The following is a 12,996-nucleotide window of genomic DNA, read 5'->3' on the forward strand; positions in this document are numbered from 1 at the left end:
ATGGGTTCGCCGCGAGGCGGCGGTATGGACGTGTTCGGTCTCATCGGAAACCCCGTCGGTCACTCGCTGTCGCCGCCGATGCACGAGGCGGCCTACGAGGAACTGGAGATGGACGCTCGCTACGTGACGTTCGAGCCGTCACGCGATTCGCTGGGTCTCGCCCTCGACGGCGCCAGCGCGCTCGGCGTTCGCGGACTCAACGTCACCATCCCGTTCAAGGAGGACGTGCTGACGCTCGTCGACCCGGACCCGCTGGCCGAGCGCATCGGCGCGGTGAACACCGTCGACTTCTCGGGAGAACCGACGGGTCACAACACCGATGCCGCCGGTGTCACCCGGGCTTTCGAACACCACGACGTGTCGCTTTCGGGAACCGCGGTGGTCGTCGGCGCCGGCGGCGCGGGTCGGGCGGCAGCGTTCGCCCTCGCTGACGAGGGGGTGGACGTTCGCATCGCCAATCGAACCGTCTCGCGCGCGGAGACGCTCGCCGACGCGGTGCCGAACGCGAGCGCCCACGGTCTCGACGCGCTCGGTTCGCTACTGGCCGATGCCGACGTGCTGGTCAACGCGACGAGCGTCGGGATGGAATCCGACGAGACGCCGGTTCCGAAGGCGTCGCTCCACGCCGACCTCGCGGTGCTGGATGCCGTCTACGACCCCATCGAGACGCGACTGCTCCGGGAGGCCTCCGAGGTCGGCGCGAGGACTATCGACGGGGCGTGGATGCTGCTGTTTCAGGGCGTCGAGGCGTTCGAGTTGTGGACCGACCGGGATGCACCGGTCGATGTCATGAACGAAGCACTGAGAGCGTCGCTCTGAACCGAAACGGCGACTTCGCGGTGTTTGCGGGAGTCGGCGGGGTTTAAGTACCGTCCAACACGTATTTTCGTACATGCCAATCACCAAACTCATTCGGACCATGCTGGGGCTCGGCTCCAGCGACTCCGCCGAGGAGGAGGGCTCCGAGACGACGAACGTGACCGTCGAACACGAGCCGGAGGAAGAACCAGAACCGGACGCAGACAACGAAGCAGCGGTGAAGGGGACCGACGAACAAGCACCCGAAGCCGACGCTGAACCGGCCGAAGCGGAGACCGACGACGCGGACGAGTCGGCCGACCAGAGTAGCGACGACGCCGCTGCGGCGGGCACGGACGCCAGCGCGTCCACGGGTTCGATGACCGAGGAACCGCCGACCGACGAGGACGTTTCGGCGGAACCGGCCGAAACCGGAACCGATGTGAGCAACCACAGCGGTACGGACACCTCGGCCGCCGAGCCGGCCGAGGCCGCCGGCCCGGTTCCCGACGACCCCGAGGGCGGTAGCGTCCCGGTCGAGAACGTCAGCGGTATCGGCCCCGCCTACGCGAACCGACTCAACGACGCCGGCATCGACAGCGTCAACGACCTCCTCGAGGCCGACCCCGAGGAACTCGCAGAGGAGACGGACCTCTCGCCGAAGCGCATCAGCGGCTGGCAGGACAACGCCGCCGACCTCTGAGGCAGGAGCGACCGCAAAACGGTTACCCAACGGGCGCTTTTCTCTCATCGATGCGAGTCGTCACCGACCGGGCCGATTTCCGTTCGACGGCAGCCGATGCCCCGGCGGACGCACGGGTCCCGGTCGAACTCCGGGTCCGCGTTGCCGACCCTTTCGAGGCGTACCGTCGGGCACGCAACGGCGACGGCGGCGACGTACTCCTCGAAACCACCGGCGGACAAACTGGGTGGGGGTACTTCGCGACGGACCCAATCGAGCGGCTCACCGTCTCAGCCGACGCCGTCTCACCGGGGTCGGCGTCACCGTCGCTCGCCGCCCTCGACGGGCTACTCTCCGGAGAGTCACTCACACGCGGTGCCTGTACCGTCCCGTACCCCTGTGGCGTGTTCGGGTGGCTCTCCTACGACATCGCACGCGAACTGGAGACACTCCCCGACGCCGAGGAGGACCGCGGCTTACCGCGGTTACAGGTGGCGACGTACGACCGCGTGGCCGCTTGGGAAGAGCCGTGGACGAGCGAAGCTACGCTTCGCGTGACGGCTTGTCCGCGACTCGACGAACACGACGGCATCGACGCCGCCTACGAGTGGGGGCTCGGCCGTGCCCGCGACCTCGTCGCCCGAGCCATCGCCGGCGACCGCTCGGTCGGCCGCCCGCCATCGGAGCGCTCCCGTGCGACGTTCGACTCCGAGTGCACGCGCGAGGCGTTCGCCGAGCGCGTCCGCCGCGTCAAAGAGCACATCCACGAGGGAGACACGTTTCAGGCTAACGTCTCCCAGCGGCTCTCGGCGCCGGCCGCCGTACACCCGGTCGACGCCTACGCCGCGCTCCGACGAGTGAACCCGGCGCCGTACTCCGCACTCGTCGAGTTCCCGGGCGTCGACCTCGTCAGCGCGAGTCCCGAACTCCTCCTCGATGTCGAGGGTGACCGACTACTGACCGAACCCATCGCTGGCACCAGACCGCGCGGGGAGACCCCCGATGCCGACGCCGAACTCGAAGCCGCCCTCCTCGGTGACGAGAAAGAGCGGGCCGAACACGCCATGCTCGTCGACCTCGAACGGAACGACCTCGGAAAGGTCAGCGAGTACGGCAGCGTCGACGTTCGGGAGTACCGCCGCGTCGACCGCTACTCGGAGGTCATGCACCTCGTCAGCCTCGTCGAGGGGCGCCGCCGGGCGGACTGCTCGCTGGCCGACGCCGTCGCGGCCGTCTTCCCCGGCGGGACGATTACCGGCGCGCCGAAACCACGGACGATGGAGATAATCGATTCAGTCGAACGGAGTTCACGCGGCCCCTACACCGGTGCAATCGGCGTCTTCGGATTCGACGACCGCGCCACACTCAACATCGTCATCCGCACACTCGTCCGTCACGGCGACCGGTACTACCTCCGCGTGGGTGCCGGTATCGTCCACGACTCCAACCCCGACAGCGAGTACGACGAAACCCTCGACAAGGGTCGCGCCCTCGTCAAGGCCCTCGATGCAGCGCTGGACGAACGAACCACGCTCACCGTGGAGGCGACGGAGCGATGACGACGCCCACGATTCTCGTCGTCGACAACTACGACTCGTTCGTCTACAATCTCGTCCAGTACGTTGGCACACACGCGGACGTTGTGGTCGAACGCAACGACGCGATGACGGTCGAGGACATCCGACGCTTAGAGCCCGACGGAATCGTCGTCTCGCCGGGGCCCGGTACGCCGGCGGAGGCGGGCGTGTCTGTGCCGATATTCGCGGAACTCTCCTATCCGACGCTCGGCGTCTGTCTGGGCCATCAGGCGCTGTGTGCCGCCAACGGCGCCACGGTCGGCCACGCGCCCGATGTCGTCCACGGGAAACCCTCCTCTGTAACCCACGACAGTCGGGGAATATTCGAATCTCTCCCCGAGCGATTCGAGGTCGGCCGGTATCACTCCCTTGCGGTCGACCGTGGAGACATCCCGTCAGTCCTCGAAGAGACGGCCCGGACGGACGACGAACGGGGCGTCGTGATGGGTGTCCGCCACCGCGAGAAGCCACACACCGGCGTGCAGTTTCACCCCGAAAGCATCCTCACCGACGTCGGTGAGCGCATGATTGCGACGTTCTGTACACGATGCAGTACCACCTAAACGGAACATTACGCGACCGAGAAGAGGCGACCGTCAGCGTCGACGACCGCGGATTTCGATACGGGGACGCCGCCTTCGAGACCTGCCGCGCCTACGGCGGCGAGGTGTTCGCGTGGGACCGCCACGTCGAACGGCTCCATCGGACCTGCGAGACGCTCGGGATGGCCGATGCGGTCCCCGACGACCTCGCGGTACGGGTGGCCGAGACGCTGGACGCCAACGATTTCGAGGACGCCTACGTTCGCGTCTCGGTGAGCAGGGGGGTCCAACCCGGGAAACTGACGCCGGACGAAGACGTCGATCCCACGGTCGTCGTGTACGTGAAACCACTCCCACGCGGTGGTGTCGACGGCCAGCGCGTCTGGGACGATTCCGCCGTCGTTCAGTCGGTGCAGACGCGGCGAATCCCCGACAGTGCGGTGCCATCCGACGCCAAGACCCACAACTACCTCAACGGTATTCTCGCCCGTCTCGAACTCCGGCGGGCGTCCAACGAGGGGTACCGACCGGACGAGGCGCTGATGCGGGACACGAACGGCCACGTCGCGGAGGGAGCGACGAGCAACCTGTTTTTCGTCGACGACGGCGTGCTGAAGACGCCCGAAACGGGGTCGATTCTCCCCGGCATCACTCGAGAGGTGGTCATCGAACTCGCCGAATCCGAAGACTTCCCGGTTCGGACGGGCCGGTACACGCCGGACGACGTGCGGAACGCCGACGAGGCGTTCCTGACGAACTCGACGTGGGAACTCCGACCGATTGCGACGCTCGACGGCATCGAAATCGGCGGCGGGCCGCTGACGACGCTGCTCCAGCGACTGTACGACGAGCGAGTCGAAACGCGCTGTTACGCTAGTTCCCGCTGAAGCCGATACGTCCGGAGGAGAGGTCGCGGTCGCTCTTTGGACCGACGTGGTCGAACTCGTAGTCGTCTTCGGCGAGATACACGCCACCGTCGCGAACTTCGACGTCGACCTCTTCGAGATACGACCCCTCGCAGGGGCCGTACGTACAGTGGCCCGAATCGGGTTCGAACGTCGCGCCATGACGCGTACAGACGACTTCGCCGTCGCGGAACTCCGCGCCGCTTCCCTTGTCGAGTCGCACGTCGGTCCAGTGGGGACAGAAGTTCCGCCACGCGGCGATGTCGCCGTTCAGTCGAACGAGAACGACCTCCTTCTCGTCGAAGCCCTCCCGAACCGTGAACAGAAGCGTCGAGTCCTCGGGGACCTCCTCGATGTCGGCGATGCGCTCCTCGGCCATATCCGAGCCACGACCCGGGCCGGTTCAAGCCTTCCGACTGCCGGCGACCGCGCTCCGGTTTTCCGCGGCGACTACACGAGCGCGCGAACGACAAGTCCTCCCTGTTCGGATGGTTTCAATGCATGAACACGTCAGCACACGATTTCGAACTGGAGAACGCCGCCGCCGGTCCCGACCGATTCCAGCTCTCGGAGGCCGCTACCGATTCGGACACCGACAGTATCGTCCTCCTGTTCCAGCGGGACTATCACTGCACGAAGTGCCGACAGTATCTCGCTCCACACGTCGCGCTCGAAGTACGAGGTCGTGGGGTCGTCGTGTCCTGTTCGAAATACGCCGCGTGGTTCGTACAGACGAGTTCGCCGTCGCGCATCTCTGCGCCGGGACCCTTGTCGAGTTTGATGTGGGTGTAATGTTGGCAGTAATTCAGCCATCCGTGGATAGAGTCGTCATCCCGAAGCAGGATGGCTTCCTTTTCTTCGCCGGAGTCGACGACCTCGAGGGCGAATACATATGTCGTATCTCCCGGCACATCATCGACAGCTACGATTCTGGTTCCCGAGTCCGTTACCGGCGGCTAGCAGATGCCGGGACTTAGATGTGTAGTCTGAAGATTCGCCCGTGATAGATGGGTTCGATGTCCTCGTAGCACCATCGTGTAGAGGTACGCGAACTGGTTTCTTCAGACGGACGGTCAACGAGGCTTCGACTAGTCCGTAATCGGACGGCCCACCACCGAACACGAGAATAGCGCTCTTCAGGCTCAGCTCGTCCCTTCTAGGAGCTCCCTGCTACCGCCCCTGCCGAGTTACTCGACCAGGGTCTCGCCTGTTGGACTGACGTTCTATATGTCTTATATACAACGTATTTCGCTTATGTACATATGTGTTTTAGCATGTGTATAGCTTAGAAATAGCACTTTAAATTTGGTATGCTGGGATTGGTTGCGATTGTCGAGCCACGCTGTTAGTCGACCGATGAGAGAGCTGCAGAAACGGTCATCATAACATACCTAATTTTGTTATGAGTGTCTCGCGGTCGCGAGCTCTGACTGGACGACACCACCTCGATGGTACACGGTAAATAACATTCTTAAGTTTGTTATGAATATCTCGTCGTCGTGCGTCCTACAGGACGACGGCAACTACGTGATGGCGCTCGCGCAATGGGCCAACTGCTGCCTGCTGACCATCGACTGCTGAGCAGTGGCCGGCCACCACACCCATAGATATAGAATCCAACTAGCTCCGTCTTTCGTGAGTGCTCGGCGTCGGGTCCTGATGCGAACACTGCTGTACCTGGCGCTGTCGATCCCCAGAAGCGAGTATTGGTTTTGCAAGGGTCATACGTTTCAGCGAGGGTGACAGCCGAGAGATAGACGAGATTTGGCGTTTCTCTCGATATCTAATCTGGAATCCCAGAATTAACCGAGATAAATATACATTCATTAGATTATGGGGTGGGAAGACTCACATCGGCTTTGTTTTGCGAGCCTCAATTATCCTTGTTTTCGATGCGAGCCTCCAGCTCGATGGTGTTCGCCGCGCTAACCACGGCGTGGGGAATCGTCCTCATAAACTCGTCGTCGCCCATGTTGCTTGAGGGGAAAGCGACTGACAGCGCCCCCATGACATCACCGTTCTCGGCAGTAACCGCGGTCCCGACTGCCGACAGACCCGTCATGTGTTCCTCGTCGTTTATGGCGTACCCCTGCTCGCTGACTTCCGATAATTCCTCGTAGAGTGCTGCTTCGTCGACGATGCTGTGCTCGGTGTCCGCCGGTAGGCCGTGTGACTCGATGATGGCCTCGACACGATCGTCGGAGAACTCCGCGAGCATGGCCTTGCCGGCGGCGATGACATGGAGGTGGACGTGATCACCCACTTTGTCGACCGGAAGGATGCTGTTGGAGCTGCCTCTCTGATCGACGCAAGTCGCCATGCCGAACTCCTCGACGTAGATTTGCGCCCGGGTGCCCGTGGCTTCGGCGAGGTCCCCGACACTGTCCGCCGCGTGTCTGTAGAGGGGATCATCCCGCCGACGGGTTTCACCGACTCGCAAAAACTTGAACCCGGGATAGTAGACGCCGTTCTTTTTGGCCACGAATTGGTTCTCGGTGAGCGTAACCAAGTGCGGGTGGATTGATCCGGGGGACAACCCCAGATGGTCGGCGAGTTCCGAAAGCGTCGCACTGCGAAGTTCTTGTAACTCGTCGAGGATTGCACAACTCTTGTCGACCGCAGCAATCGTCCGCGAATCCGTGTTGTTTGCCATGATACTTCGTGTGAGACAGTTTCACTTAGTCTTTTGCGTCTTGCAAAATCTGGCTAGCGGGCGCTAAGCGAACGGATGCTCGTGTCTAAGCCCGCGGAACAGGAACGTGTTCAGTCGAGGAGTGACGGCGAAGAAACCTGGATGGACGGAGTCACCGGACAGGGTCGCCGTGGGACTCCCGGAGTTCTACCTTGCGGATCTTGCCCGTGGATGTCTCGGGGAGGTCGTCGACGAACTCGACGACGGTCGGGCACTTGTAGTGTGCGAGGTTATCGCGGGCGAACTCGATGACCAGTTCCTCGGTGAGATCGGCGCCGCCGGCGGTCACGATGATCGCTTTGGGCGTCTCGCCCCACTTCTCGTGAGGGACGCCGATCACGGCGACGCGCTCGATGTCGGGGTGGTCGTAGAGGGCGTCCTCGACCTCGACGCTGGAGATGTTCTCACCGCCGCTGATGATGACGTCCTTCTTGCGGTCCTTGATCGAGATCATCCCGCGTTCGTCGATGCTGGCGAAGTCGCCGGTGTGGAACCACCCGTCGACGCGATCGTTGAACGCCTCGCGGGTCTGTTCGGGCTTGTTCCAGTAGTGGTCCATGACTTGGTTCCCCCGGACGATGATCTCACCCATCGTCTCATCGTCGGGAGGGATGTCCTCACCGTCCTCGTCGACGACACGCAGTTCGGTCCCGAGCATGGCGTGGCCTTGGCGGGTCTTGATCTCGAAGCGACCCTCGCTCTCGATCCGGCGCGGCGAGTTGCTCGTCGTGACCAGTGGGCCGGTCTCGGTCAGCCCATAGACGTGCAAAATGTTCCAGCCGAGTTCGTCCTCGACTGTCCGGATGGTCGCCTCGGGCGGCGGGCTGGCAGCGGTGGCGATCCTGACCGGCTTCTCGCCTGTGGCGGCGACGTTGGTGTCCTGGTAGTGGTCGATGAGGCTATCCAGCACCGTCGGCGCACCACAGAGGTAGGTCACGTCGTGGTTTTGGATACGCTCGAAGGCGCCGGCAGCGTCGAAGGTCCGCTGACAGACGTGTTTCCCGCCGACGCCGGTGATGACGTAGGGATAGCCCCACCCGTTGACGTGGAACATCGGGAGCGTCCAGAGGTAGGCGTCGTCGTCGCTGATCTCGGTGTGGTGGGCGGTGATCAGTGCGTGGTAGTGTTCGGTACGGTGGGTCCGGACAACGCCCTTGGGGTTGCCGGTCGTCCCGCTCGTGTAGTTGATCGTCGCAGGGTCGTCCTCGGAGATGTCAGCGCGCTCGACCTCCTCGGGGTCGGCCCCCTCCAGGAGTGACTCGTAGTCGCGCCAGTCGCCGTCGACGCGGTCGGCCGGGTTGGCGACGAACGCCGTGGTGGGGACCTGGTCGCGGATCGCCTCGACCTTCTCGGCATACTCGTGGTCGGCGATGACCACTTTGGCTCCACAGTCGTTGAGGATATACTCGTAGTCCTCGGGGATGAGCCGGTAGTTGAGCGGGGTCGAGATGGCCCCGAGGACGTTGATTGCGTACAGCGTCTCCAGAAACCAGTGTGTGTTCGGCGAGAGTAGCGCCACGCGGTCGCCCTCCTCGATGCCGAGATCCGAGAGCGCCGCCGCCGCGCGGTCGACCCGCTCGCCGAACTCGGCATAGGTGTACTCGGTGCCGTCGTGGGCGACGACGCCGACGGCGTCGCCGTAGACGTCGACACCTCTGTCGAGGAAATCGAGCGTCGTCATCTGTTGATGCATAGCATGCCAAGGTGTAACTGTGAAATATAAAATTCTTTCTCCTCAACGGAGTCGAACACGGGACCGGGACTCGCAGGGTCCGCGGGTGCGGGCGGTTCCCGGCGCCGGCAGAACCGGTGGGCGAGCGGTACCCGGCAAGAACGGTCCCGGTGCCTCGACGTGAGGCGACTAGTCGAGGAACTGCACCACCTTCGTCAGAGGTCCACGGGCGCCTCATAGGTGTCTGTACGACCGCGCGACCCGGCCCCAGCGTCCGAGTTCGTCGTGTACAGTCGGATTTTCACCGGGTTCGAACCCAGAGCGGGTGGATACTGTTCGTTTTGCTAACATTGTGCGAGTTGGCTGGTAACAACAACCATAATGATTAAGGGGGTAAGGAGAAAACACTAAATCATGCATACCGTCCTTCTGCCGGTTGACGAGAGCATAGACCGTGCAAAAAGAGTTGTCGACGTCGTCAAATCTCTGCCCGGGGATGAAAGCGAGGTTCAAGCAGTCGTACTCAACGTCTCCGAATCAGTGAAACAACCGTGGTTACAGGAGTTCGAGACGCTCGAACGGAGCGAACTCGACGACGCGGAGGTTCCCGAGAGTGTGATTACCGCTATCGAACTGCTCACCGAGTACGGCGTCGACACCGAGATGCGACTCGAAGAGGGTGACGTGACCGATCAGATAATCACCGTCGCTAACGACGTTAGCGCCGATCAGATCGTCATGTGTGGTCGAAAGAAGAGTGCCACCGGAAAGCTTCTCTTCGGAAGTATTGCACAGTCGGTGCTGCTCAACGCACAGCGACCGGTGACGATTTTGGTGAGCGATTAACACCGACTACCGTGTCGAGCGAGCAACGAGTGAGCCGCTGTTTGCCGATCTGAGACGACAGTTGTACACGCTAGACGTATCCGCCGATGGTGTAGAAGTCCGTGAATCTCGTTGGCGTACTTGGTACGGTGTTCAACCACCGTCTGTCACTTGCGCACTCGTGGGCGGGGTTCCCTGACGTTGTCCATCGGCGCGTGGCTTTCGGGAACCGAGTTCGACCGTACTATCAGGGTTAGCTCTTGGGTGCCGACACGATTGGTATTTCGTGTCGGAACAAGCGGGCTGAGTCAGTTCTTTCGGGTGAGCAACAGTCACAGCCAACTGTTCCGAAAGCGTATCTCGGATGTAGTCGTATTTGTTGGTCGCCTCGACTGCGGCTTGTACGCCAGCGTACCGCTGGGCGAGTTCGTCGAGGTTCGCGTTCTCGACGCGAACCCGTTCGACGACCTCTCCAGGTTTAACCGTCACTACCACCTGTGCGTGCTGTTTATCGACTTCAATCCCGAGGTACGTAGTTTTTCTCCGGGACGCCAGTGCGTGATGCAGAGAGTCACCTATTTGGGCTTTTCCGGGTGCCGCCCGGCGCAGTATCCGGACTGTCACGCCCGTGACTCGGCTTCTTTCGCACACGGACCAGTCGGTACGACGCGCTCGCGATGGCATGGGATTCACGTCGGTCTCTCGCGCCCCGTGCTTACTTTCCGCTCCTACGAAGTGGCAGCGGTTCCATCGAGTCAGGACGGCCAAATCGTGGAGAGGCAATTCCTTGAAGGATGCCTCGATTCCCAGTCTCTGTTGCTGAACCATCGTATCGACTGATTCCGCAGAACTCAACGTTACGAGTCAACGAGCTTGAAGTAAACCCATGGTTATTAGTACTTGGACATATCTGGGTATGCTATGCGGACCCATGTGAAAGAAGCACTGTCAACATTAGGTGCTGTAATCGTAATCGTAGCGCTGGTACACGCAGGTATATGGTTCACCCTATTCGGAACACCCGATTTTAGTGTACTCGGGTTTCCGTTCCATTATTTCTGGTTCGTAGCAGGAGCGCCGTTCGGGATGTTCGTCGTCTACTGGACGTACTTCAAGTACATCACGCTACGGGTACAGACGGAAAAAGACGGGATGAAAGCTACTGGCAAAAAAGAGAGTGGCACGGGAGAACCGGCCGTAACCACCGACATTGGAGGTGATGTAGATGATTAAAGCGGACCCACTGTCCACTGCTGGGGTATTGCAGGTTGGTTACGAGTTCCAGGAGGTCTTCGAAGAGTTGCTGATTCCGGTAATCCTGATCGGCTTGACCTTCGTCGCTTACTACGGAATCAGCTTGTATATGAAACGGAACATCCAGAATACGGATGATTACATGGTTGCCGGGCGGACGATCGGTCCGTTCATCAACGGAGCGGCGATCGCTGCATCCTGGGAGAGTCTGGCGACGTTTATGGGAGCTACCGCTCTCATACTCACGGTCCAGATGCCATTCATCGCGATGTGGACGAATTTCATGTTGTCGGTTCCGTTGGTCGTAATCCTCTACGGTCAGACGCTCCGACGACTCGGCTCGTATACGCCGGCGACGTTCTGTAAGAATCGGTACGGAGATAAGATGTCCGTGGTAATGGCGTTGCTCATCGTGTTCGTGATGTTGATGTACGCGCTCGGCCAGTTCATCGGGCTCGCACAGATCGTCGAGATCCTGTTCGGGTGGGATTACACCCTCTCTCTCATCGCCATCGCAATAGTGGTCGCTGGTTACGTCGTCATCGCCGGGATGTGGGGTGTCTCATACAACGCTGCTTTGCAGTTCTGGCTTATGTTCGCGGCCGCGTTCTTCCCGATGATGCTCATCCTGAACCAGTTGGGGGCGACTGGCTGGTACTTCCCACCCCTTGGGTACGGGAACCTGACCGGCGAGATGACGAATTTCGCGCCCGACTTTTTTGATATGACCTTCGATACCCGCTGGTACTTCGCGATGTTCCTGGCAATGGCACTCGGTCCGATCGGGATGCCCCATCTTGCCCAGCGTGTCCTCACGAGCCGGAACGTCAAATCCGCTCAACGGACTGGCTTCTGGTTTATTATCCTGAATGGAATCCTTTTCGCGACCATCTATTCTGTTGCGTTTGCCGGTGTCATGTGGATCGAGACACAGGGTATTGCGATAGAGGAGGCTGATTACGACAAGATGATCTTCTATCTCAACTTCGCATTCAACAACGACGCGATAACGGGATTCGTCGTCGCCGGCGCGATCGCAGGCGGCCTCTCGACCGTGAGCGGACACATGCTCGCGATCAGTGCTGCCGTCGCGAACGACGTCATCGAAGCCTTCGAACTCGACATCACCGAAGACCGCAAGACACAGTTCGGCTACGTCTCCGTCCTCGCGGCCGCGCTCATAATCGCTCTGATCGCTTTGAATCCACCCGCATTCCTCGTCGTCAGTATCCTGTGGGCGTTCGCCATCAGTGCTGCTGCGATTACGCCCGTCATCGTTCTCGGTGTCTGGTCGGCCCGCGTCAACCGGTACGGAGCGATTGCATCGAGCGTCGTCGGATTCTTCGTGATCCTCATTCTCTCACCCCACGTCTTTTCGGGTATCGACGCCGGAGGTGAGGGTCTGACCGCTGCCCTCGGTATTGACGCGGTCATGATCGGCTTCCCGGTAGCGATCATCACGCTCGTCGTCGTTTCACTCCTCGCGGAGAAAATCAACGCCCTCGAAGTCGACCCTGCCGACAACAGGACACTCATCAATGAGATGCACGGCTATCCGGAGGACGGTACGGAGCGGTTCACCAGTGCAGCACCGCTCATCATCCTCGCCTTGCTGATGTTCCCGATTCTCTACTGGGGAATCCAGCCCTGGTAAGCCGTCCATCTCTCAATTATGCAAGTATACGGTACCCTTCGCGGCACGCTAATCTGGCTACTCCTCGGTCTGGGAACCGCGGCCATCGCTGCCTCACAGCAAAACCAGGTCACGGGCTTCATCGCCATCGGCTGGATCATGCTCGCTGTGTTTAGCTATCTCGAGTACAAGAATGATCAGGCCCGCGGCTGACGAGCTCGTCAGTGTTGCCCAGCACGACGACGTCGATTACATCAGTGGCCGAAAGAAATCGTCAGCCAAGAGAATAATCGAAAATAAAAGCGGTTCTTGAAACGGCGAGAAGGTAGCGAAAGCGAACACGAGGACGGCTAGAATCGCAGCAGCAACCCGCTTCCACATATTCTGTACCGGTTCTACGGATACCCATACTCGAG

General features: G+C 61.0%; 13 protein-coding genes. 9 read left to right on the plus strand and 4 right to left on the minus strand.

Annotation, left to right across the window (positions count from 1 at the left end):
* The first annotated feature begins 24 nt into the window (after nt 1-24).
* From HWX69_RS06865 to HWX69_RS06885, 5 genes are all read left to right on the plus strand, one after another.
* Complete coding sequence (locus HWX69_RS06865) at nt 25-819, plus strand: shikimate dehydrogenase (RefSeq protein WP_178916340.1); 795 nt, start codon at nt 25-27, stop codon at nt 817-819.
* Nucleotides 820-892: 73 nt separating this feature from the next.
* Nucleotides 893-1,501, plus strand: a complete 609-nt coding sequence (locus HWX69_RS06870) for a helix-hairpin-helix domain-containing protein (protein ID WP_178916341.1) — start codon at nt 893-895, stop codon at nt 1,499-1,501.
* Between the two features lie 50 nt (nt 1,502-1,551).
* Complete coding sequence (locus tag HWX69_RS06875) at nt 1,552-3,039, plus strand: anthranilate synthase component I family protein (RefSeq protein ID WP_178916342.1); 1,488 nt, start codon at nt 1,552-1,554, stop codon at nt 3,037-3,039.
* Nucleotides 3,036-3,620, plus strand: coding sequence for an anthranilate synthase component II (locus tag HWX69_RS06880; protein WP_178916343.1), 585 nt, complete (start codon nt 3,036-3,038; stop codon nt 3,618-3,620). The genes HWX69_RS06875 and HWX69_RS06880 overlap by 4 nt, the downstream gene beginning before the upstream one ends.
* Complete coding sequence (locus HWX69_RS06885) at nt 3,605-4,486, plus strand: aminotransferase class IV (protein ID WP_178916344.1); 882 nt, start codon at nt 3,605-3,607, stop codon at nt 4,484-4,486. The genes HWX69_RS06880 and HWX69_RS06885 overlap by 16 nt, the downstream gene beginning before the upstream one ends.
* On the opposite strand, the gene HWX69_RS06890 is transcribed toward HWX69_RS06885, so the two are convergent.
* The 4 genes from HWX69_RS06890 to HWX69_RS06905 form a co-directional block, all read right to left on the minus strand.
* Entirely contained in the window at nt 4,473-4,883 is a 411-nt protein-coding gene (locus HWX69_RS06890; protein ID WP_178916345.1) for a Rieske (2Fe-2S) protein, read from the minus strand. The genes HWX69_RS06885 and HWX69_RS06890 overlap by 14 nt on opposite strands.
* Nucleotides 4,884-5,130: 247 nt before the next feature.
* A complete protein-coding gene (locus HWX69_RS06895; protein ID WP_394353428.1) occupies nt 5,131-5,415 on the minus strand; it encodes a Rieske 2Fe-2S domain-containing protein in 285 nt (94 codons plus the stop codon).
* Nucleotides 5,416-6,377: 962 nt separating this feature from the next.
* Complete coding sequence (locus HWX69_RS06900) at nt 6,378-7,157, minus strand: IclR family transcriptional regulator (protein WP_178916346.1); 780 nt, start codon at nt 7,155-7,157, stop codon at nt 6,378-6,380.
* A 151-nt stretch (nt 7,158-7,308) separates the two neighbouring features.
* The gene (locus tag HWX69_RS06905) at nt 7,309-8,889 is read right to left on the minus strand and encodes a long-chain-fatty-acid--CoA ligase (RefSeq protein ID WP_178916347.1); all 1,581 of its coding nucleotides are present in this window, start codon (nt 8,887-8,889) and stop codon (nt 7,309-7,311) included.
* A gap of 393 nt (nt 8,890-9,282) precedes the next feature.
* Here HWX69_RS06905 and HWX69_RS06910 point away from each other — a divergent pair, with 393 nt between their 5' ends.
* From HWX69_RS06910 to HWX69_RS06925, 4 genes are all read left to right on the plus strand, one after another.
* Entirely contained in the window at nt 9,283-9,714 is a 432-nt protein-coding gene (locus HWX69_RS06910) for a universal stress protein (protein ID WP_178916348.1), read from the plus strand.
* 900 nt (nt 9,715-10,614) lie between these two features.
* Nucleotides 10,615-10,926, plus strand: a complete 312-nt coding sequence (locus HWX69_RS06915; protein ID WP_218644679.1) for a hypothetical protein — start codon at nt 10,615-10,617, stop codon at nt 10,924-10,926.
* A complete protein-coding gene (locus tag HWX69_RS06920) occupies nt 10,919-12,601 on the plus strand; it encodes a sodium:solute symporter family protein (protein ID WP_178916349.1) in 1,683 nt (560 codons plus the stop codon). The genes HWX69_RS06915 and HWX69_RS06920 overlap by 8 nt, the downstream gene beginning before the upstream one ends.
* Nucleotides 12,602-12,619: 18 nt before the next feature.
* The gene (locus HWX69_RS06925) at nt 12,620-12,793 is read left to right on the plus strand and encodes a hypothetical protein (protein WP_178916350.1); all 174 of its coding nucleotides are present in this window, start codon (nt 12,620-12,622) and stop codon (nt 12,791-12,793) included.
* Nucleotides 12,794-12,996 lie beyond the last annotated feature (203 nt).

The organism is Natronomonas gomsonensis, assembly GCF_013391635.1.
GTDB classification, from domain to species: Archaea; Halobacteriota; Halobacteria; order Halobacteriales; family Haloarculaceae; genus Natronomonas; species Natronomonas gomsonensis_A.

Bases quoted from the DNA above. Each gene is read 5' to 3' on its own strand.
- HWX69_RS06865 (WP_178916340.1), top strand. From the start codon at position 25: ATGGACGTGTTCGGTCTCATCGGAAACCCCGTCGGTCACTCGCTGTCG.
- HWX69_RS06870 (WP_178916341.1), top strand. From the start codon at position 893: ATGCCAATCACCAAACTCATTCGGACCATGCTGGGGCTCGGCTCCAGC.
- HWX69_RS06875 (WP_178916342.1), top strand. From the start codon at position 1,552: ATGCGAGTCGTCACCGACCGGGCCGATTTCCGTTCGACGGCAGCCGAT.
- HWX69_RS06880 (WP_178916343.1), top strand. From the start codon at position 3,036: ATGACGACGCCCACGATTCTCGTCGTCGACAACTACGACTCGTTCGTC.
- HWX69_RS06885 (WP_178916344.1), top strand. From the start codon at position 3,605: ATGCAGTACCACCTAAACGGAACATTACGCGACCGAGAAGAGGCGACC.
- HWX69_RS06890 (WP_178916345.1), bottom strand. From the start codon at position 4,883: ATGGCCGAGGAGCGCATCGCCGACATCGAGGAGGTCCCCGAGGACTCG.
- HWX69_RS06900 (WP_178916346.1), bottom strand. From the start codon at position 7,157: ATGGCAAACAACACGGATTCGCGGACGATTGCTGCGGTCGACAAGAGT.
- HWX69_RS06905 (WP_178916347.1), bottom strand. From the start codon at position 8,889: ATGCATCAACAGATGACGACGCTCGATTTCCTCGACAGAGGTGTCGAC.
- HWX69_RS06910 (WP_178916348.1), top strand. From the start codon at position 9,283: ATGCATACCGTCCTTCTGCCGGTTGACGAGAGCATAGACCGTGCAAAA.
- HWX69_RS06915 (WP_218644679.1), top strand. From the start codon at position 10,615: ATGCGGACCCATGTGAAAGAAGCACTGTCAACATTAGGTGCTGTAATC.
- HWX69_RS06920 (WP_178916349.1), top strand. From the start codon at position 10,919: ATGATTAAAGCGGACCCACTGTCCACTGCTGGGGTATTGCAGGTTGGT.
- HWX69_RS06925 (WP_178916350.1), top strand. From the start codon at position 12,620: ATGCAAGTATACGGTACCCTTCGCGGCACGCTAATCTGGCTACTCCTC.